Origin of the sequence: Tenacibaculum sp. 190524A05c, from assembly GCF_964036595.1 — a bacterium.
In the GTDB taxonomy this organism is placed as follows: Bacteria; Bacteroidota; Bacteroidia; order Flavobacteriales; family Flavobacteriaceae; genus Polaribacter; species Polaribacter platacis.
In genome coordinates, this window is the sequence record NZ_OZ038523.1 from 1,390,138 (window position 1) to 1,411,088 (window position 20,951).

The window sequence follows — 20,951 nt, forward strand, 5'->3', positions numbered from 1 at the left end:
CGCACTTCAACAACAGTAATTAAAGTCTATTTATTCAATAAATTAAAGCTAATCTTCTTATTTCAGACTGCGTAATCCCTAGTAATTCCATGTTTTACAATCAACTTTTTACTGAGTAAACACTAAATATCACCAACCAAGTACCATCAATTAATCACCATTCAACACAAAATAAACACCATACATCTAAAAAAAATAGCAAAACATACAATAAATCGTACTTTTATCATGTCTAAATTTTACAAACATGAAAAATACACCTAAAAAATTAACTTTTGTTACTGAGCATGGTAGCGAGTTTGAAGTAAGTTTACCTATCGCCAATATTGCGTTAACCGTTAATAGATATTCTAATCAAGGATTTTTTGTAGATAAAACCGAAGTAAGCGTTTTCCTAAACTAGGCTGTTATAGTCATTAGAGAAAGACTCTTCCCTATCTTTTCACTTATTTCTGTTTTAAATTCTTTCTTCCTATAATTAGTAACTGGTTGTAATCCAACTATAGCATTTGTAATAAATACCTCATCAGATTTTTGTAATTCAAATGGAGAAATTGAAGTCTCTTCAATAGTAAAATCAGGATGCTTCTCAATAATTTCAATTACCTTTTTACGAGTAATACCTTTGATACAACCTTCGGTTAAAGCTGGAGTTTTAATAGTATTTCCTTTTACTATAAAGATATTTCCATTAGTTACTTCTACAACACCTTTTCTCTCGTTTAATAGAACACAATTATTTAAGTCGTTTTCTTCAGCATAAATGGCTGCTAAAGTGTTTAGCATTCTATTGGTTGTTTTCACAGTTGATAATAAACCTGAATAATTATAGAAGTCTTTATACAAATCTAATTTGTACACCTCTTTAATATTAGGTGCAATTTCTTTAACTTCTATGATATAATCAACCTCATTCGTTAATGGAGTATATAATCCTCCATCCTTTCTGTATACATTAATTCGAATCCTTAACAGATTAGAATTAAAAGCGGCAGTTGTTTTTTTAATTTCTTCTTCGAAAAATTCTAATGTAAACTTCATAGGAATTTTCATACGTAGCATTCTCATAGATGCCATTAATCTGAAATAATGATCTTCTAAGAATACTATTTTACCATTTTGAAGCTTTATTGTTTCAAAAATTCCGTCTCCGTATTTAAACGCTCTATTCTGATTTGTAAGTTGTAATTCCTCTTCCGAAATTAAACTTCCATTATAATTAATCATAAGAAAAATTTAGAACTGCGAAATTACTAAATATTATAACGTTAATGGCTAAAAAAAGCCCGACGAATTGTCGAGCTTTTCAATTTATTTTTTCTGGGTTATGCACCTATTAAATGTCTTAATTCATCTATTTGGTTTTCCCATAACATTTTAGCCTCTTCAACTGCATCATCATCATCTGCATAATCAGTAATTATTAAAGATACATCTTTCGTTAAAGGATCAACTTGAACTCTAAATTCGAAATAACTTTCGTCTCCTTCACTTTCAGTCCATTTATATTTAATTCTTTCGTCGGCTTTCTTTGTTACAATAGTTGCTTCTTCTTCACTATCATCCCAAAAAAAAGTGATGATTTTCCCTCTAGAATTTACCTTGTCAGCAAACCATTCTTCTAATCCTGAAGGTGTAGCAAAATATTGATACAATAAAGCAGGAGAAGCATGTACAGGTATTTCTAATTCAAATTTAACTTTGCTCATTTATATATGTGTTTGTTGTACAATATATATAATTATTCTTTTTAAAAAAAATTGTAATCTTTTATTGCCTAGTTTTAAAATAGCATTATATTTGCATCCGCAATTGGCGAGGTAGCTCAGGTGGTTAGAGCGCAGGATTCATAACCCTGAGGTCGGGGGTTCAAGTCCCCCCTTCGCTACTAAGTGAAGTTAATTGTTAATCCGTAAAATCGTAATATACTGATTTTACGGATTTTGTTTTTTTACCTCAAAAAAAAGCACTTAAATTTTCATAAAATATTTGTACAATGTGATTTTTTTATTACATTTACAATGTCTGAGAGACGTTTCAGACACTTTTTCTTTTTCATAGCAATTTTCCCACTCCAATTTCCCGTGAGTGGGTTTTTTTATGCCTCTTTTTGAAATAAAAAAAGCGCCTTTAAAAAAGACGCTTCATATATAATTCTCAATTCTCTATTGATTCGTTAAACTCTTATAAATTGTTTCCCTAATTCCTTCAGCAGTTATAAACCACTTCCCGTATTTTTCAGCATATTCCTTAGTTATAGATGTATCATTTTTCACTTCCTCTAGAGAACTTCCCGAATCAATTGCTTTTTGCACTCTATTTTTAAGTGTAACCAACATCTCTTTATATCCTAGCAATTCCTTTTTATTTGATAATCCTCTATGACCTGGAATTATCACGGTATCATCATTAGAAATAATCAAAGCTTTGTCTATTGCAGCAATATAACCGTTAATACTTCCACCACTGGTTAAATCAATGTATGGAAACTTTCCTTGAAAATAAGTATCTCCCATATGAAGTACATTACTAGATGTAAAATAAATATGAGCATCTCCATCTGTATGTGCATTATGTACATGAGAAATCAACACATCTTCTCCATTAAAATGAACCATCATATCTTTACTAAAAGTTATTACTGGCAAAGCGCTTTCTGGTGATGCAGGACGTTTTCTTCCTCTTACAACACTTTCTACACTCATTCGTTTTCTAACATTATCATGAGAAATTATAACCGCACCTTCTTTACTCATATTTTCATTTCCTCCAGTATGATCACCATGCCAATGTGTATTTATCAAGTATTTTACAGGTTTATCTGTAATTCCTTTTATAGCTTTTAATATTTTAGGAGTCAATTTTGCAAATTGATCGTCAATCATAAAAGCACCATCTTCTCCTACAAATAATCCGATATTACCACCTTGACCTTTTAACATATAAATGTTATCCGTAATCTTTACAGGTTCAATTACTACTTCTTTATTTTGTGCATTGCTTACCGTTAACGCAAACGTAAAACATAAACCTAGGGCGTATTTAAGTTTTCTCATTTTTTGATTGGTTTGTACATTTTGTAATGAGGACCCGCTTTATTTATAAATCGTTCCCCAATAATTATAAATTCATTTTTCTCGTAAAACTTAACGGCAACTTCTCGAGCATTACACCATAAAAAGTCAATATTTAGTTTTTCCAACTCGTTAGTCGCAAACGACAACAATAACTTTCCATATCCTTTTCCCCTTGCCTCAGGAGAACTTGCCATTCCTCTTAGTTGATATTGTTTTCCTTTTAAATCATCAATTCCATTCTCCATAAAAGTACCAATACAAACAATTTGATTTTCGTCATACACGCCAACATGAATTGTACTATCATCTAAATCACCTTCAAATTCATGAGGTAAATCAATATTTTTTCGAAGCACTTCTATTCGTAAAGGATATGTATCTTGAGCAGTTATTTTTTTTACAGAAACCATTATTTTTAACCTGAAATTTAAATTAGCATGAAGATTACTTTTAATACTGTTGACAAAAACAATATCTTAAGCATACTTCCTTTATTATCTATTATAAATACTAAAACTCCACCTGATCTTTTAAAACAACGAGTTTTAGAGATGGTAAATTACCAAAATTATGAGTGTGTTGCGGCATACGATAATGAAAAAATAATTGGTATTTCTGGCTTATGGTATTCTACTAGACATTACATAGGAAAGAGCGTTGAACCTGATCATGTCATCATTTCTGAAGATTATAGAGGACAAGGATTAGGAAAAAAGTTTTTTGAATGGATTTATGACCATACAAAAGCAAAAGGATGTGAAGCCATGGAATTAAACACCTATTCCACTAATACTAAATCACATAAATTTTATTACAATGAAGATTTTGCCATTTATGGATTTCATTTTTTAAAAGTTTTACGAGAAGACGGAAAATTTTATTAAAAAAAATCTCAAAAAGACTTGTAGATTTCAAAAAGGGTGATATATTTGCACCCGCAATACCGACGCGGGAGTAGCTCAGTTGGTAGAGCGTCAGCCTTCCAAGCTGAATGTCGCCGGTTCGAACCCGGTCTCCCGCTCAAAAAAACCGAAACATTTGTTTCGGTTTTTTTATTTTATAGCTTTTCTAACTTATCTCCAAAGAAAGAGGATTATTGCATCAAATTTTGGTTTCATTTCACAAAAATATTTGCACATTTAAAAAAGGATGTTATATTTGCATCCGCAATACCAACGCGGGAGTAGCTCAGTTGGTAGAGCGTCAGCCTTCCAAGCTGAATGTCGCCGGTTCGAACCCGGTCTCCCGCTCAAAAAAACCGAAACAAATGTTTCGGTTTTTTTATTTTATAGCTTTTCTAATTTATCTCCAAAGAAAAACAATCCAATCACTATTGCTCCCATTATTAAAATCATCATGGGATTATTATTGTAAACGCTTGGTCTTAATAATAAGGTTACTAAATAACCTCCGATTGCTCCGCCTAAATGTGCAGAATGCCCAATATTGCCAAGCTTTGCTTTCATTCCATATATTGAATACAATAAATATCCAATACCAAACACATAACCAGGTAAAGGAATTGGTAACGGAAACATAATTAATTCCATCTGTGGATATAACATTATTCCTGAAAATATTACGCCAGAAACAGCACCCGAAGCACCAATTGCTGAATAAAAAGGATCCTTCTTATTTTGATATAAAGAATACATACTTCCTGCTAACAAACTTGCAAAGTAGATCAAAAGAAAGTTTTCATTACTAAATCTATTTATTACAATTCCTCCAAATAGATATAAAGCATACATATTAAAACCAAAATGAAGCCAATCAGCATGCAGAAACCCCGAAGTAATCATACGAATTTTCTCTCCATTCAATATCTTACCTACTTGGAACTTGTACTTATTAAAGAAAGTATCATCCTGAAAACCTTTAAGAGTAACTAATAGATTAGCTACAATTAATCCTAAAACTATTTTATTCATAAATATCAATGTAAAACACAAACTTAATGAAAAGATTTAGGTAGTTGTATTTTATATTTAAATACGATATTTGCAAAAATTAATTTTTAATGCATTTAGCAGTATACATTTTAGTATTTCCTATTATTTGGCTTATTTCTCGATTGCCAATGCGACTATTATATGTTTTTTCAGACTTTTTATTCTTACTGGTTTATTACGTTGTTGGATATCGCAAAAAAGTTGTTTTAAGTAACTTAAAGTTGGCTTTTCCTGAGAAATCTGATAAAGAATTAAAACGCATTACCAAGAAAACATTACATCACTTTTGTGATTTTATAGTAGAGAGTATTAAAAGCTTTTCTATTTCAGAAAAAGAAGTTTCTCGCAGATATAAGTTTGTAAACCCAGAAGTTTTAAACAATACGGCAAAGAATGGTAAAAATATTATTCTTACTGGTGCGCATTTAAACAACTGGGAATGGTCAGTTTCTATGCCATTAGTTTCTGATATTCATATTTATGGTGCTTACACTCCTATTAAAAACAAGCACTTTAATGAATTCATGAAAAGCTCTAGAACCAAGTTTAATCTAACAGCTTATAAAACCAGAGAAATGATTCCGAATATGATGAAAAATATCAAAAACGGAAATAAAGGTGCTTACATCTTATTGAGTGACCAATCACCTGTGGTTCAAAAAACATATCATTGGCAAGAGTTTTTCGGAGTTAAAGTTCCTGTACACACTGGAGCAGAACTTTTAGCTAAGAAGTTTGATATGTCCGTTATAAACTATTCTACAAAAAAGATAAAGAGAGGTTATTACGAAACGACATTTGAAGTAATTACAGAAAACCCGAAAGAATTAGATAATTACCAAATTACTGACAAGTATCTTAAGATTACGGAAGACAGAATAAAAGAACAACCAGAAAATTATTTATGGACTCATAAACGCTTTAAGCATAAACATAGATATCAAGAATGGTTGGATAAGTACAAGAAAAAATAGATAAAGCTTCTCAAATTGAGAAGCTTTTTTATTATTTTCACTTCATGAAAAACAGCTATGATCAACTTAATAGAGAATTTATCGAAACTAGAAAGGATTCTCGTCTAACGATATGCTTTTCAATTGTCTTTGCACTTATTTTTGCTTTTATACCTTTAGCTGAACTAGTTAAAGATTTTGAGTACAATCAAATTAAGTATGAACCAAAATTTACTTGTATAATAGGTAATTTCGAACCTTTACAATTTAAAGAATATAAGCCTCTTAAATAAGTTTAAATAGTACCCAATAATATATTATGAGTTTTATTATTTCTTCAGTAATTATATTAATTATTCTCATAATTATTTTCAGAGCGCCAATGAGTGATTGGATAGATGAATATTTTAGATAGTTGAAATAATTATAGCTATTAACTGTATACTTTTAGTAAATGATTGAAATTAAATCCATTCTTATAACAATTATTGTTACTTTCATTGCTCTTCAGTTAACACGTTTCTTCAAAAATAAAAGAGATAACTTTTAACTACAATTTAATTAATCATTCGCTTTGTGTTTTTTACCTAAACTTACATATAGTTTAATCTGAAATTTTCAAATAATTAGATTTCAAAAATTATATTAAAGAAGTAAAATTTATAATTATGAAACCAAAACCAATATTAGTAAGACTTATTAAATCATTTGGAAATAAATACGTTATTAAATTTCCAAAACTTATTATTACCGTTGATAGATATTATTACACTAAAATGTCTAATAGTCCAGATGAATATAACTTCCTTTAATTACAGTTTTGAAGTAATTTGCCTTCTAGTTTAATTAGTTTTAATTCTAGAAACATTTTCTAAATTCTTTAACATTCTAATACACATCGCTGCGGTCTGTATTAATTCGTTTTTTACCTCATCCAACTCACCTTCTTCATATTGAAACTGAAGAGCTGCTCTTGTGGCTTCTCCTGACTCTTCATTTACAATAGCTATTTGATGAAGAATATCATCCGGCCAAAATGGATGCTTTTGTTCCGCTTTCAACAACTCTTCTTTTATATCTTGGATTATTTCAGATTCCGTCATTTATGTAATATTTCTACAAATTTAATTTATTCGGATTTTTTATGAGAAAAACTTTTCCTTATTAGTCTCCAATAATCTTATAACTATCGTATCAACTTGTCTTTTCACCTAATATCAGCCGTTAGAAACATATTAAACCATATCTTTGTAATGACTTAGGAGACGTCCTAAGTTTCTTTTTCATAGCAATTTTCCCACTCAATCTTTGAGTGGGTTTCTTTTTAAAATCAATTATCTATATATAACCATTTGTATATTTTACTTTATCCTTTCTTTCATCGACACTTCACTATTCAGCAACTTAAGTTTTCTATATTTGATTCATGGATTTAATAGAATTTATTTTAGATTTTCTTGCAAGCACTAAAAATGGTTGGAAGATTTTTCTCCTACTAATAATTATCATCTTCATTTGCGTTGCTTTGACTTAACTACTCTTTTAATTTATTTTGTTTTTACTAGTTTTGGTTCATGAAACTAAAAACCAAATCTCTTTACACCATATTTCTATTAGCTGTTGTTTCTAGTATTTTATGCGTGTATTTTAATTTAATTGCAAAGCCAGAATTGGCTTTAAACATAATTGTATCTTTAATGATGTCCTCTCTCCTATCATTTGGTTTTATTTCAGAAGAATCAACTTATTTTCAAAATTTTGTATACTTTTTGTCTTTTGGTATTTTAACATTTAATTCAAGAATAATATTTGATTTATTATTTTAACTACGCTTAAATCTTTGTTGTTAATTTACCGGACAAGGAAAAATGTTTAACCAAACATTATGATGATCTTCAAGACTTTAGTAAAGATGATATCATCAGTTATATGATTATGTCTTTTGATGATTTTAAGTCTAATCCGAAAATTGATGCATTATTTAGAATACTGAAAAGTAGAGATAATCAGGAATCTTTAGAAAACATGCACGACAAAATTGACGAGTTAACTAAACTCGTCGATAAGTTAAAGAAGTAGTATATTTTTAATAGCACTTCTTTTTATCCACATATACTTTTTTACCATTATTATTATAATAGAAACATCCTCCTTTAGGACCTCTGTAATATGTTCTAACTGATTTATATTTAGCTCTCTTCTTAGACTTCGATTCTTTAGTAAATTGACTAATTTTCGCTGACCGAATAAGATCTTTAGTAGATTGGTTTTGAGACACCCACATCTCATTAATATAACCACACATATCTTCTAAACATACTTTGAAGTAATCATTTTCATAGCTAACTACAACAACCTTCCTCTTTTCACTTAATTTCTTTAAAATTTTTGCTAATGGATGTGGACCGTCCTTTATTTTCCCTCCCGACCTTATAGTAGTTGTAATTAATGAATCTTTTAGTTTTTTTCTCAATAAATTAGCCTCATGAAACCTTATTTCCTTTTCAACATCATTCAAAGATTTATTTAATTCTAAAATCTTTTTTTCTAATTGTTCCCGTTTAATTCGAAGCTTCTTTAAATCTTGATCAACCTGTGATAAACCAATTTTTGGAAACAAAACAAAAACTATAAATACCATTAACCTTAAAGGTCTGAAATTTTCTAATCCATTATTTTCTCTCATAATAAACTAATCAAAAAACAAGTAATAAAGTATTAATAAACTTTGGTTGGTCCATTCTCTGTAATGAGGATTAACTTTTCTAATAATGGTTTATCTGCAGGAGCCAAATACAAATTACTCATATCCGATGGACTTAACCATTGATATTGGTCATGATCAGACATGTAACCATTCCATTCTTTTAATTTGCAAGTATAGGCGATCAACTCGATTGACAAATCGTCATAATTGTGAGTATTGTAACCAAAATATTTAACTTCCTCAACATCCATTTGTAACTCCTCTTTTAACTCACGTATTAATGATTCTTTTAGGCTTTCTCCATTTTCAATTTTACCTCCCGGAAATTCCCAATAGCCACCGAGAGACTTCTCAGGTTTTCTTCTACATATAAAAACTTTATCGTCGTTGAAAATTATACCACACACTACTCTAATCATAACCATGTATTTTTCTGTGATACTCAAAATTACTTAAATCAATTTTATGAGCTTCTTTTACGGTTAAAGTATTTTCTTCAATATCTCCAAGTATCTGAAAGTCATCATTTACAGTAAAGACACCTTTATCAAACATTACATGATGATTGGGACAAAGACATAAAAGATTTCGCAGACTGTCATCGCCGTTATGTGGTTTACCCAACGGTCTAATGTGAGCACCTTCCGCATAATAACCTCCCTTGGTCTTAATCATTGTGCCACAAACCTGGCATTCATAGTTATATAACTCTTTTACGGTTCTTGCCAAACTTGTATCCCTGACAACCCTTACTACAGTTCCTTGGCGTCTTTTTTTATCCCTTATACCATGATCAAGAATAGCTTCTCGTTTCAAAATCCTAGTAGGATTATTACCAGAGAAGACAAGTTTAAACTTACACATCACAAACTCATGATCTCCAAAAGAAACTAATTCATCCCAATAACTTTCTACATAATACAATCCAGCGTAAACATAACCAGAACTTGGGGATAAAGGAGATTTATGCTTATGTCCAATAATGACTCTAACAGGAATTCCTCTATCACAACTAATCATTAATCCTTTATTGTCATTATGGTTCCATTCTTGGTCTTTTATTTGTTTTCCTTTCGAATCTCTTCCACCAGCTCCAGTATAGATTATAACATCATCATCATCTTCGTCTTTATAACCTCCCGAAAGAACAACAGCTGCAGCTCCTAACTCCTTATCACTATCTATTCCTCTTCCCCAGTAACGATGGAACCTACTAGGCATCATCTCTCTTCTACCTTGGAATAAATGACCTTCCTCATAACCATCTATATCTCCAAAAATTATTTGTCTTGGCATAAAAACTAAAGTGAATGTTTTATATTTTCGAAACTTTCAGAAGATATATCTTCTATATTCTCATTCTTGTATGACCTGATAAAAAAATCTAGTATTAATTTCTCTCCCTCGGAATACTTACTTAAATCAAAAGTATCTAATCGTTCTTTAACTTTCTCCTTTTCCATACCTCTAATAAGACTATTCCCACCAAATTTATAGATCAATTCACCAAATGAATTTTGTGCCACCCTCGAAAACGCAATCCATATTATTCTAATGAAAAGACTATCATCACTTAAAATTTCAGACAAATTGTTCGTGTAAAAATCAATATCGATATCTGATGTAAATAATAATATAAACTTAATTTCATCGAAAGTTTGGTCGGTATAACTTTCTATTAAACTTTTAAATACAGGTCTGCATAAATCTTTTAACTCTTTTTTTAACTCCTCAATAAAAACCTCATTATTATGATCATAACCTAACAAATAAAACCACCTGTAATATGATCTAAATTTCCCTTTTTTCTTTTCTTCATAGGAATTCAAAATTGAATTACCCAAAATCAATGAAGAGGACTTTCTATTTTCACGTATTAATTCAAATATAAACGTCTCTTTAGAGTCATGATAAAAACGTTCTTTAAATATATTTGAGAAAAAATCTAATACAATTGAATACTCGGTTGACGTACCAAAAAAGATAGGTTCTTCGTATGGTAGTTTATTACAAAAACATAGTACAGAGAGATTAATTAAACCCAATCTATCATCATCTGCCACAGTTGATTTAACCATTAACCAATCCAAAAACTTAGGAAGCTGATCTTTTGTTCGAATTTCTTCCAAAATCTTAATATTTTCTTCTACCGAATTTTTAAAAATAAAATCTCGATAAACAACTTCCTTAATGTCTGTATTAGATAATTTCAAACCAAAATATCTATCAAAATAATTCCTATCCGCAACCCTTTTACCTCTTATCAATAAATTAGTTGAATCTTCAGTATACCCTAACCCTCTTTCAACAATAAACAAACTTTTTAAGATGCTTTCAATATCACTCTCTAAACCAAACTTTTCAATATATGATTCAGTTGTTACCTCATTAGAATTATTTATAATTGAGGATTTGTTTTTACGGTGTCTATAGGTCAACTCTTCCTTATTCTCAATAATTTTTCTATATAACTGATGCTGAAAAAGTCTCAAAAATTCAACACGAAGAAAATCCAAAACATTTAGATCATGAATAATTAATGGTAATCTCAATTTTATACTATTACAAAACCTGTAGACATCTCTTAAATTATTGAACATTTGAACAAATTGTTCATTTCGAATTTTACCACTCAATCCAGTTATAATATCAATTGTTTCTGGATCCTTAAAAAGAACATTAAGACTATCAATGAACAACCTCGATAAATCGGTTTTAGATATTGGTGGTAATGTATAATCTATTTGAACAATTTTTTCCATGTACTTTTTTCCAAAATCATTAAATTCTTTTTGCAATGCAGATTCCACTACTTCTAAGTCATATGATAAAATAAAGATTGTATTAGAAAAATTTCCATTCAGTTTTACTAACTGAAAAATATCCGTTATTTCACGAGGGGTTAACCTATCAATATCATCAATTGTTATGTATAACTTAATATTTTTTTCAATCAAAATATCATCTATATCTTTTTTTAATTCAATAAGATTTTTCTCTTGAAAACCATCTTTAAGTAATTTACTCACTGCATTCATTCCCTCCTGAACTCCCGAATGCAAATATTTCACCCAACTTAATCGATCCAAAAATTTGGCAACTTTTTCAGAAACAGCTTTTAGTTTTTCAGACTTACCATTTAACTTTAAAATTAATTCTTTTAGAAAGTACATTTGTAATTCCTTTTGACCAGAGAACATCCAAGGATTAAATCTTAAAACAACAATTTCTTGATTCTCTTCTCCTGATAACTTTTCTATATTATCAATAATAAAGTTTAATAAAGTCGACTTCCCTATTCCCCAAGTTCCATTAATTCCCAAAACCGTACTTTCAGTACTATCTTTAAAAGAATAAACTAAACCTCTAGCAATTTCTTTTGCTAATTCATTTCTTCCTAACTTATCTTTTTGAGGGTCAACTAATGGTAAATCTGTATTCATTTTTTTTAATTTAACTCCTTATATAATAAGGATAATGGTTTGTTCAATCCCAACAAAACCCCGTTGAGAAACGAGGTTTTGAATTTTTGAGAATATATATAATCTCGGGAGGAAAAAAAGAAAGGCTATAATACTAGTGCTAATACCCCAGCTACAATTGGTATGACTACCAAAAATACCACCAGGTAATATGTATTAGCTCTAACTCGCTCTGTTTTTTCTAATAATAATTTCTGAGTATATAGAGCTTCCTTTTGTAAATCTTCTAAGGAATACTCTTTATACTTTTCGTCAAATTTTTGTCTTCTTAGGGATACTTTTTTGGTAGTGGCCATAGTATTTAAGGTGTTGGGATACTAAATTTTTAAGCATCTTTTACTAAAGTAAAAAAGCTTTTTAACTTTTTAATTAATCATTTTTCGCGGAAACGAGGTTTAACAATTTTAAGGAATACAAGTTTAATGATTTTTCAAATCTCTAGCAATAATTGAGACAGATTATTCTATTGCTTTTTATAAATAAATGAGATTGGATTACTCTAAACATATTAAAAGCCAAATTTTAGCCGTAACTCAAATATTGTGATAAATAAAAAAAGCTTCTCAAATTGAGAAGCTTTTTATTCTGGGTGAAAGACCGGGTTCGAACCGGCGACCTCCGGAACCACAATCCGGCGCTCTAACCAACTGAGCTACAATCACCATTTAACTAGCGGGTGCAAATATAATCCTTTTCTTAAATATGACAAAAGATTTTCTTATTTTAATTTACTTAAATTTTCTACCGCAACGTAACGTTCTGTAGTAAAGCCCTCTGCATAATCCACTCCAATAAGCCTCCCCAAGTCTTTTGCTCTGTATTCTACACTTTCTGTAAAGTTTTTACTTGTAATTGGTGTTTCAGGTTCTTTGCTTGAAGGATCAAAAAATTGAGAACTATAAGCCATAACAGAATCTATCTTCTTATCCATGAAACCTGTAACGTCAACCACAAAATCTGGCTCTATATTTTTCCATTGAATGTAGTGATATACAACTTTCGGTCTCCATTTATCCTGCTTCACTCCATCTAACTCCGTTTCAATTTTCACCAAACCACTTAAAAAACAAGAATCTGAAACTACTTTACTTCCTTTTGGATGATCAATATGGCGATCATCAATTGCATTACATAACACAATTTCAGGTCTGTATTTACGAATCATTTTAATGATTTCTAATTGATGCTCTTTATCATTTACAAAAAAGCCATCAGCAAAACCCAAGTTTTCTCTTACTTGAACTCCAAGTATTTGAGCTGCTTTAGCTGCTTCAATATCTCTTAATTCTGCAGATCCTCGTGTTCCTAATTCACCACGAGTTAAATCTACAATTCCTACTTTTTTACCTAAAGAAATTTCTTTAGCAATAGTTGCAGAGCAACCTAATTCTACATCATCTGGATGTGCTCCAAAAGCTAATATATCTAGTTTCATTCTTTACTACTCTTTAATTCTTTTATTTCCTCTTTCGATGTCACTTGGATCGCTATCCTATTATTCAAATATCTTCCGGATCTTGTAGGTGTTAAACAACAAGGATAATTTTGACCGAATCCAATTGTTTTAACTCTCAATGAATCAACTCCTAATTTTACCATTAACTTTTTAATCAAAATAGCTCTTCTATCTGTCAATTTTTGATTATTATCAATGTCACCATCAACGGAAGTATGACTAATTATTAAATAGTTTTTACCATTTGAATTAATATGCTCTACAAGATCCTTCATTGCCTCTAAAGAACCTTCTTTGAAATACGATTCTTTATATTCAAATTGAATTTTCTTTGCTAGATCTTTCAAATATTCATCCTCCTTTTCTTGTTGAGCAGAACTAATAAATGAAAATAGAATGCTCAATACAAAAACAGCTCTTCTTTTCCACATAGTACAATTTTATATCTTCTCTATGGCTTGCTCAATATCAGCAATTAAATCCTCTACCTCTTCAATTCCAACTGAAAAACGAATTAATCCATCCTTGATTCCTTGTTTTGCCCTTTCTTCTGGGGACAATAAGGCATGCGATGTTTGAGATGGACTTAATACAGTACTTTCAACTCCAGCTAAACTCATAGACGGTTTTATCAGCTGTAAATTACGTTGAAATTCCATAGAATTTATTCCTGCCTTTAATTCAAAGGATAACATTCCTCCAAATCCTTTCATTTGTGATTTAGCTAATTCATGATTCTCATGAGAAGTTAAACCAGGATAATACACTTTATCAACATTTGGATTTTGCTCTAAGTATGTTGCCATTTTCAATGCGTTCTCATTTTGACATTTCACACGCAAATTCATAGTTTTAATACTTCTTTCAAGCATCCAAACTGTAAAATCACTTAAACTTCCTCCAAAGTTCTTCGCAATATTCCAAATCTTATCAATATGCTCGTTAGACGCGGCAACTGCTCCAGCTAAAATATCAGAGTGTCCACCCATATATTTCGTTGCAGAATGAATCATAATATCAATACCAAAATCAATTGGAGTTTGATTAATTGGAGAAGCAAAAGTATTATCAATCATAGTAACAATTCCGTTTGCTTTTGCTAAATCTGCTACAGCTTTAATATCAACTAATTTTAACAAAGGATTTGATGGTGTTTCTATAAAAACAACTTTTGTATTCTCACGAATCACCTTTTTAAAATCATCAATATCTAAGCTCTCAGTAAACGTATATTCAATTCCAAACTTATCAAATTCCTCAACTACTAAATTATATGTTCCTCCGTATAACGTTTCTTGTAATACTACATGATCTCCTTTATGCAAAAACGCCATTAAAGTTGTACTTATAGCCGCCATTCCAGAACCAAAAATCAATGCATTTTCTGTTTTCTCTAATGCAGCGATTTTTTTACAAAGTGCCTCTTGGTTTGGCGTATTAAAATAACGTGGATATCTTTTTACATCAACATCATAAAATTGATAAGAAGAAGATAAATATATTGGCGAAACAGCTCCTTTAAACTGTTCATCTTTTAACTCTCCAACATGAGTACAAATAGTGTTTATTCCGTATTTATTTTTAGAATCCATAAACAAAGATTAGGTTAGTAGATAAAGAAATGATTGGTAGCTAAATTACAAAAAGTGAACTATACCTGAACGGTTTTCCACTTTCCTTTTTTGAATAACCACACACCTACTACTGCAATTAAAACTTCAGCTAAAGTAATTGCCCAAAAAACACCTTTTGGACCAAAATCTAGAGTAATTGCCATTAGATATGCGAAAGGCAATTGAAATAACCAAAAACAAATAAAATTGATTAGTGTTGGAGTTTTAGTATCACCAGATCCATTAAACGACTGAATCACAACCATTCCGTAGGCATAAGCAATATAACCAACAGCCATAACCTGTAAACAAAGTGCTCCGTTTTCAACTACTTTTGGATTATCTGAAAACCAACCTAAAAATGTTGGTGCAAAAGCTATATATATGATAGATACAAATCCCATGAAATACGCACAATATTTCCCTGTAATCCACACCGATTTCTCGGCTCTTTCTGGTTGTTTTGCTCCTAAATTCTGACCAACTAATGTTGCCGCGGCATTACTCATTCCCCATGCCGGCATTAACGTAAACATCATTATTCTAATAGCGATTGTATATCCCGCTAATACTTCACTACCAAATTCAGACATGATTCTCATTAACACCACCCAACTCGATGTTCCGATAATAAATTGTCCTATTCCTCCCAAAGAAACTTTTACAATATTGTAAATTAAACTTATTCTCAATACTAAATCTTTCAGCATTAATTTGATTTTCCCACTACCATAAAATAAAATCAATAATTGTGTAATTACTGCTGTTCCTCTACCAATTGTAGTAGCTATTGCCGCTCCTTCCACTCCATATGCTGGAATTGGGCCCAATCCGAAAATGAATATTGGATCTAAAATGATGTTTAATCCATTCGATAAAATTAAAGTCCACATGGCTACGGAAGCATCTCCTGCCCCTCTAAAAATAGCATTAATAAGAAATAGCAACACTACTGTTATGTTTCCTCCGAGTAAAACTCTAGTGTATTCAAATCCTTCTTCAATTAAAGCCGGTTCACCTCCCATAAATTGAAGAATTTCTCTAGGGAATAAAATTCCTATAGCACTAATTCCAATGGAAATTATAATTCCAAGAAATATTACTTGAACAGCTGTTTCATTAGCCTTTTTAATATCCTTCTCTCCTACTCTTCTAGCAATTAATGCTGTTGCCGCCATGCTTAAACCTATTGCTACGGCATAAACTAGGGTTAATACTGATTCCGTTAAACCTACTGTTGCCACAGCATTAACACTTACTCTTGAAACGTAAATGATATCTACTAATGCAAATATTGATTCCATTAGCATCTCCAGTATCATTGGAATAGAAAGCATAAAAACCGCTTTTTTGATACTGCCTTGCGTAAAGTCTTGCTGTTCTCCTAAAACAGCTTCTTTAAATAATTGTAATATATTCTTACTTGAAGTTTGATTGTTTGTCATTGTAATTGTATTGGTAATTGAATCCTTTAAAAGACTAAAGGATGTAACTTAAAATTATATGTCCTACGGGTAGACTTAAACAATCATGCAACAAATATGCAAAAAATTAACGAATAGCTTTCGATAAAATTCAATAAATTCGCTTTCATGATATCTGTTGTTTTACTTGGAGGAGGAAATGTTGCATACCACTTAACTCAAGCATTTTTAGCTTGTAAAGATGTTGATTTGAAACAGTTATATGCAAGAAATGCAAATTCTATTGCTCAATTTCAGAATGATGTTTCTATAACCGATGATTTAAACTTGCTAGTGGATGCCGATGTATATATAATCGCCATTTCTGATGATGCTATTAGTTCAATTTCTTCTCAACTTCCTGAAAACAAACTGGTAACTCATACTTCAGGTAGCGTTGCAATGAATTCTTTAAAAAATACCGGTAGAAAAGGTATTTTTTACCCGTTACAAAGTTTTTCAATAACAAAGCCTGTTAACTTTTCTGAAATTCCAATTTGTATTGAGGCAGAGCAAGACGAAGATTTAAAGTTATTAGAACAATTAGCTCAATTAATTTCGCCGAAAGTATATCAAATCTCTTCAGACCAAAGAAGCAAACTTCATGTGGCGGCTGTATTTGTAAATAACTTTACAAATCATATGTATAAAATTGGGAATGATATTTGCAAACAATATGATGTTCCTTTTGAAGTACTATTACCGTTAATACAAGAAACGGCTTCAAAAATTGAACATGTAGCTCCAAATGAAGCTCAAACTGGACCAGCAAAGCGAAAAGATCAAGAAACAATTCAAAGACATTTAAATTTGCTTGATACTAAGCAAAAAAAAATATATCAACTTATAACAAAATCAATCCAAAATGGATAAAAGCTATAAACAACTTTTTAACGATGTAACAACATTTATTTTTGATGTTGATGGTGTACTTACCAATGGAATCGTAACTGTTTTTCCTAACGGAGAACTAGTTCGACAAATGAATATTAAAGACGGATATGCTTTAAAAGCAGCTGTGAAATCAGGATACCGTGTTTGTATTATATCAGGTGGAAAAAATGAAGGAGTAAGAAAACGATTAGAAGGTTTAGGAATTACAGATATTTATTTAGGAGCACATACCAAAATAGACCAATATAAAGAGTTAGTTGAGAAGTACGATTTAAAAGCGGAAAACGTTATGTACATGGGTGATGATATTCCTGATTTACCTGTAATGGAAAAAGTTGGAATTCCATGCTGTCCAAATGACGCTGTAAGAGAATTACAGGCCATGTCTGTTTATATTTCAGATAAAAAAGGTGGCGAAGGCTGTGCAAGAGACGTTATTGAACAAGTAATGCGTGTGCAACAAAAATGGCACGATAATTTCGATGCTCAATATGATTAATGGAAAACTAACAAATGTTAGTTCTTAAATCAATTAATTATACAATATTTAGAAAGTAAAACAACAAATTAATTATACATGAAAAAAGTAGTATTCACATTTTTCCTTTTCGCCTTAACGGTATCAATTAATGCACAAAGTATTTTTGGTAAATGGGAAAACAGAGACGAAGAAACAGGCAAAGTTGATAGCGTAATTGAAGTTTATGAAAAAGACGGAAAAGCATATGCTAAGATTATAGAGATTACAGATCAAAATAGACAAGATGCGGTTTGTGACAAGTGCAAAGGAAAAAACAAAGACAAAAAAATATTAGGAATGAATATTTTAACTGGACTAGAAAAGGATGGAGATGAATGGTCTGGAGGAAAAATTTTAGATCCTAAAAACGGAAAAAAGTACAAATGTTACATTGAACTTGTTGAAGCGGATAAATTAAAAATTAGAGGATATATTGGATTCTCTTTATTAGGACGAACTGCTTACTGGTTTAGAAAGAAATAAATATTCTTTGAAAGAATTATATTAGAGATTGTCAATTTTGGCAATCTCTTTTTGTTTACAGTGATTTGGTATTCGTTATATTTGGGTTATGCGTTTCAATCATAATATCCTCTTCTATTCTATTATAATCTTACTTCTTTTTTCTTGCTCTCAACAAAAAGAAAAACATACTAACAGTTTAATACATGAATCAAGTCCATACTTACTACAACATGCGCATAATCCTGTAAATTGGTTTCCTTGGGATACTAAATATCTTGAAAAAGCTAAGGAAGAAAACAAACTTGTATTATTATCTATTGGTTATTCTTCATGTCATTGGTGTCATGTTATGGAAGAAGAAACTTTTGAAGATGAAGAAGTAGCAAAGTTCATGAATGAAAACTTTATTAATATTAAAATTGATAGAGAGGAACATCCTGATGTTGATAAGACTTACATGACTGCTGTTCAAATTATGACTGGTAATGGAGGATGGCCTCTAAATTGTGTAATTCTTCCTAATGGTAAACCTGTTTGGGGAGGAACGTACTTTGAAAAAGATGAATGGTTAGAAAACCTGAAAAACATTCAATTATTTTATATCAATAATCCAGAAAAAACTGATGATTTTGCCGAACAATTAGCTAATGATATGAAATCACTTCAAGTGGTTGGCAAGAATAATTCTGAAGCCAATTTCTCTAGAGAAACATTAGATAAAAATGTGAATTTATGGTTTGAAAAATTTGATACTATTAATGGTGGTTTAATAGGTTCAAATCAATTCCCTCGACCAAACAACTATCAGTTCTTATTGCGTTACGCTTATCAAAACAATGATTCAAAGCTTCTTGATTTTGTGACTAAAACATTGGATAAAATGGCTTTGGGTGGTTTACATGATCATTTAGAAGGAGGTTTTGCCAGATATACTGTTGATAACAAATGGCATATTCCACATTTCGAAAAAATGCTATACGATAACGCTCAACTCATCTCATTGTATTCTATTGCTTATCAAATCACTAAAAAACCTTTATATAAAGAAATTGTATACAAGACTATTGAATTTATCGAGAAAGAATTCCATATAAATGGATTGTATTATTCTTCTTTAAATGCTGATAGTTTTAATGAAAATAATGAATTGGAAGAAGGAGCATATTATACTTGGACAAATGGAGAGTTAATTTCATTAATTACCCAAAACAAAAAACTCTTTGATTCGTACTACGGAATTAATGAAATAGAAAAAGTTGAAGGTAAATCAGCATTAGTCAAAAGAATTCCTGATTCTGAGTTTGCCAAAGCAAACAAGATTCCCGTTCAAGAACTTAAAAATCTGGTTATGAATTGGAATAAACAACTTTTAGTGGCAAGACTCAAAAGACAAAAACCTTCGTTAGATACGAAAATTCTAACTTCTTGGAATGCACTTTTATTACAAGGTTATGTTGATGCTTTCAAAGTTTTTGGAGATGAAAAATTTAAAGAAAAAGCCATACAAAATGGATTAGCACTTAAAAATGAAGCTATTGATAAAACTGGGAATGTGTTAAGAACAATTGGAAAAGACAATAAAAAGATTGATGGTTATTTAGAAGACTATGCATTATTGATTAACGCATATATTTCATTGTATCAAATTACACTAAACGAAGATTGGCTCAATATTTCGAATACATTAGCTAAAGTAAGTTTTGATAATTTCTTTGATACAGAACAAGAGCTTTTTAAATATTCAACTAAGAAAAATTCTGGTTTAATTGCTAATAACTTTGAAATTGAAGATATCGTTATTCCTTCTTCTAATTCCGTTATGAGTAAAAACTTACTGTTTTTAGGTCATTATTTTGATAACAAAGAACACATTGAATTGAGTAAAAACATGCTGCATAATATGGAAACGAAAATTGAAAAATACCCACATGCGTATTCAAACTGGTTGGATAATTATTTGAACTTTACAGCTCCATACTATGAAACTGTGATTTGCGGTAAGGAAGCTATTATAAAAACAAAAGAATTATTTCAGAAAAAATATATTCCTAATATGTTGATTTCTGGAAGTACCCAAAAAAGTGAATTACCTCTTCTTTTAAATCGATATAATGCAGACAAAACATTAATTTATGTCTGCGTTAATAAAGCCTGTAAATTGCCTACTGAAGATATTGATAGAGCAATTGAACTCATGAAGAATTGATTTTATATCATCCTCTCTAAAACTAGAGTATGTTAATTACGACTCTCTAGATTCCTGCCTGCGCAGGAATGACAAGTTTCACACAAAAAATCATCTTAAATGTCATTCCCGTGAAAACGGGAATCTCATCACTTCTGTCAAACAGATTACTTCCTTCGTAGAA

The 20,951-nt window shown here is 30.5% G+C and carries 24 protein-coding genes and 4 tRNA genes; 12 read left to right on the forward strand and 16 right to left on the reverse strand.

What is annotated here, in order from left to right:
- Positions 1 to 247 precede the first annotated feature (247 nt).
- Positions 248 to 403, forward strand: coding sequence for a hypothetical protein (locus tag ABNT61_RS05860; protein ID WP_348713233.1), 156 nt, complete (start codon positions 248 to 250; stop codon positions 401 to 403).
- Here ABNT61_RS05860 and ABNT61_RS05865 read toward each other — a convergent pair.
- Positions 400 to 1,227 (reverse strand): aminotransferase class IV, encoded by an 828-nt coding sequence (locus tag ABNT61_RS05865; protein ID WP_348745214.1) that lies wholly within the window; start codon positions 1,225 to 1,227, stop codon positions 400 to 402. The genes ABNT61_RS05860 and ABNT61_RS05865 overlap by 4 nt on opposite strands.
- 98 nt (positions 1,228 to 1,325) lie before the next feature.
- Entirely contained in the window at positions 1,326 to 1,709 is a 384-nt protein-coding gene (locus ABNT61_RS05870; RefSeq protein ID WP_348713231.1) for an START-like domain-containing protein, read from the reverse strand.
- Between the two features lie 105 nt (positions 1,710 to 1,814).
- On the opposite strand from ABNT61_RS05870, the gene ABNT61_RS05875 reads away from it, so the two are divergent.
- Positions 1,815 to 1,888, forward strand: a tRNA-Met gene (locus ABNT61_RS05875).
- Between the two features lie 277 nt (positions 1,889 to 2,165).
- Here the strand turns inward: ABNT61_RS05875 and ABNT61_RS05880 are convergent.
- Positions 2,166 to 3,056: an MBL fold metallo-hydrolase gene (locus tag ABNT61_RS05880; RefSeq protein WP_348745215.1), complete on the reverse strand. Its 891-nt coding sequence runs from the start codon at positions 3,054 to 3,056 to the stop codon at positions 2,166 to 2,168.
- On the reverse strand, positions 3,053 to 3,487 hold the full coding sequence (locus ABNT61_RS05885; protein ID WP_348745216.1) for a GNAT family N-acetyltransferase: 435 nt from the start codon (positions 3,485 to 3,487) through the stop codon (positions 3,053 to 3,055). Before ABNT61_RS05885 ends, ABNT61_RS05880 begins: the two co-directional genes overlap by 4 nt.
- A gap of 27 nt (positions 3,488 to 3,514) precedes the next feature.
- Here ABNT61_RS05885 and ABNT61_RS05890 point away from each other — a divergent pair, with 27 nt between their 5' ends.
- The 3 genes from ABNT61_RS05890 (at position 3,515) to ABNT61_RS05900 (ending at position 4,327) form a co-directional block, all read left to right on the forward strand.
- A complete protein-coding gene (locus ABNT61_RS05890; protein WP_348713228.1) occupies positions 3,515 to 3,961 on the forward strand; it encodes a GNAT family N-acetyltransferase in 447 nt (148 codons plus the stop codon).
- Positions 3,962 to 4,025: 64 nt separating this feature from the next.
- Positions 4,026 to 4,098, forward strand: a tRNA-Gly gene (locus tag ABNT61_RS05895).
- Positions 4,099 to 4,254: 156 nt separating this feature from the next.
- Positions 4,255 to 4,327, forward strand: a tRNA-Gly gene (locus ABNT61_RS05900).
- Positions 4,328 to 4,363: 36 nt separating this feature from the next.
- Here the strand turns inward: ABNT61_RS05900 and ABNT61_RS05905 are convergent.
- Positions 4,364 to 5,008 (reverse strand): rhomboid family intramembrane serine protease, encoded by a 645-nt coding sequence (locus tag ABNT61_RS05905; RefSeq protein ID WP_348742846.1) that lies wholly within the window; start codon positions 5,006 to 5,008, stop codon positions 4,364 to 4,366.
- A gap of 89 nt (positions 5,009 to 5,097) precedes the next feature.
- Between ABNT61_RS05905 and ABNT61_RS05910 the strand changes: the two genes are divergently transcribed.
- A complete protein-coding gene (locus ABNT61_RS05910) occupies positions 5,098 to 6,003 on the forward strand; it encodes a lysophospholipid acyltransferase family protein (protein WP_348745217.1) in 906 nt (301 codons plus the stop codon).
- A 647-nt stretch (positions 6,004 to 6,650) separates the two neighbouring features.
- Positions 6,651 to 6,794 carry a hypothetical protein gene (locus ABNT61_RS05915; protein ID WP_348745218.1) on the forward strand — a complete coding sequence of 48 codons (144 nt, stop codon included), beginning with the start codon at positions 6,651 to 6,653 and terminating at the stop codon, positions 6,792 to 6,794.
- 30 nt (positions 6,795 to 6,824) lie between these two features.
- Here ABNT61_RS05915 and ABNT61_RS05920 read toward each other — a convergent pair whose 3' ends face one another.
- Positions 6,825 to 7,085 carry a hypothetical protein gene (locus ABNT61_RS05920; protein WP_348745219.1) on the reverse strand — a complete coding sequence of 87 codons (261 nt, stop codon included), beginning with the start codon at positions 7,083 to 7,085 and terminating at the stop codon, positions 6,825 to 6,827.
- Positions 7,086 to 7,911: 826 nt separating this feature from the next.
- Here ABNT61_RS05920 and ABNT61_RS05925 point away from each other — a divergent pair.
- Entirely contained in the window at positions 7,912 to 8,061 is a 150-nt protein-coding gene (locus ABNT61_RS05925) for a hypothetical protein (RefSeq protein WP_348745220.1), read from the forward strand.
- Positions 8,062 to 8,068: 7 nt separating this feature from the next.
- On the opposite strand, the gene ABNT61_RS05930 is transcribed toward ABNT61_RS05925, so the two are convergent.
- The 10 genes from ABNT61_RS05930 to ABNT61_RS05975 form a co-directional block, all read right to left on the reverse strand.
- On the reverse strand, positions 8,069 to 8,668 hold the full coding sequence (locus ABNT61_RS05930; protein ID WP_348745221.1) for a hypothetical protein: 600 nt from the start codon (positions 8,666 to 8,668) through the stop codon (positions 8,069 to 8,071).
- A gap of 32 nt (positions 8,669 to 8,700) precedes the next feature.
- The gene (locus ABNT61_RS05935; protein WP_348745222.1) at positions 8,701 to 9,108 is read right to left on the reverse strand and encodes a (deoxy)nucleoside triphosphate pyrophosphohydrolase; all 408 of its coding nucleotides are present in this window, start codon (positions 9,106 to 9,108) and stop codon (positions 8,701 to 8,703) included.
- Positions 9,101 to 9,985 carry a YDG/SRA domain-containing protein gene (locus tag ABNT61_RS05940; protein ID WP_348745223.1) on the reverse strand — a complete coding sequence of 295 codons (885 nt, stop codon included), beginning with the start codon at positions 9,983 to 9,985 and terminating at the stop codon, positions 9,101 to 9,103. Before ABNT61_RS05940 ends, ABNT61_RS05935 begins: the two co-directional genes overlap by 8 nt.
- Positions 9,986 to 9,990: 5 nt before the next feature.
- Positions 9,991 to 12,132, reverse strand: a complete 2,142-nt coding sequence (locus ABNT61_RS05945; protein ID WP_348745224.1) for a P-loop NTPase fold protein — start codon at positions 12,130 to 12,132, stop codon at positions 9,991 to 9,993.
- A 125-nt stretch (positions 12,133 to 12,257) separates the two neighbouring features.
- The gene (locus ABNT61_RS05950) at positions 12,258 to 12,467 is read right to left on the reverse strand and encodes a hypothetical protein (RefSeq protein WP_348745225.1); all 210 of its coding nucleotides are present in this window, start codon (positions 12,465 to 12,467) and stop codon (positions 12,258 to 12,260) included.
- A gap of 291 nt (positions 12,468 to 12,758) precedes the next feature.
- Positions 12,759 to 12,834, reverse strand: a tRNA-His gene (locus ABNT61_RS05955).
- Positions 12,835 to 12,889: 55 nt separating this feature from the next.
- Positions 12,890 to 13,606, reverse strand: a complete 717-nt coding sequence (gene bshB1 / locus ABNT61_RS05960; protein WP_348745226.1) for a bacillithiol biosynthesis deacetylase BshB1 — start codon at positions 13,604 to 13,606, stop codon at positions 12,890 to 12,892.
- Positions 13,603 to 14,058: an OmpA family protein gene (locus ABNT61_RS05965; RefSeq protein ID WP_348745227.1), complete on the reverse strand. Its 456-nt coding sequence runs from the start codon at positions 14,056 to 14,058 to the stop codon at positions 13,603 to 13,605. The genes bshB1 and ABNT61_RS05965 overlap by 4 nt, the downstream gene beginning before the upstream one ends.
- Positions 14,059 to 14,067: 9 nt before the next feature.
- Positions 14,068 to 15,219: a PLP-dependent aspartate aminotransferase family protein gene (locus ABNT61_RS05970; RefSeq protein WP_348745228.1), complete on the reverse strand. Its 1,152-nt coding sequence runs from the start codon at positions 15,217 to 15,219 to the stop codon at positions 14,068 to 14,070.
- 59 nt (positions 15,220 to 15,278) lie between these two features.
- Positions 15,279 to 16,685, reverse strand: a complete 1,407-nt coding sequence (locus tag ABNT61_RS05975) for an MATE family efflux transporter (protein WP_348745229.1) — start codon at positions 16,683 to 16,685, stop codon at positions 15,279 to 15,281.
- 147 nt (positions 16,686 to 16,832) lie between these two features.
- Here ABNT61_RS05975 and ABNT61_RS05980 point away from each other — a divergent pair, with 147 nt between their 5' ends.
- From ABNT61_RS05980 to ABNT61_RS05995, 4 genes are all read left to right on the forward strand, one after another.
- Positions 16,833 to 17,576 (forward strand): Rossmann-like and DUF2520 domain-containing protein, encoded by a 744-nt coding sequence (locus ABNT61_RS05980; protein WP_348745230.1) that lies wholly within the window; start codon positions 16,833 to 16,835, stop codon positions 17,574 to 17,576.
- Positions 17,569 to 18,096: a KdsC family phosphatase gene (locus ABNT61_RS05985; protein WP_348724398.1), complete on the forward strand. Its 528-nt coding sequence runs from the start codon at positions 17,569 to 17,571 to the stop codon at positions 18,094 to 18,096. The genes ABNT61_RS05980 and ABNT61_RS05985 overlap by 8 nt, the downstream gene beginning before the upstream one ends.
- 78 nt (positions 18,097 to 18,174) lie before the next feature.
- A complete protein-coding gene (locus ABNT61_RS05990; protein WP_348745231.1) occupies positions 18,175 to 18,600 on the forward strand; it encodes a DUF2147 domain-containing protein in 426 nt (141 codons plus the stop codon).
- Between the two features lie 88 nt (positions 18,601 to 18,688).
- A complete protein-coding gene (locus ABNT61_RS05995; protein ID WP_348745232.1) occupies positions 18,689 to 20,788 on the forward strand; it encodes a thioredoxin domain-containing protein in 2,100 nt (699 codons plus the stop codon).
- The last annotated feature ends 163 nt before the right edge of the window (positions 20,789 to 20,951 follow it).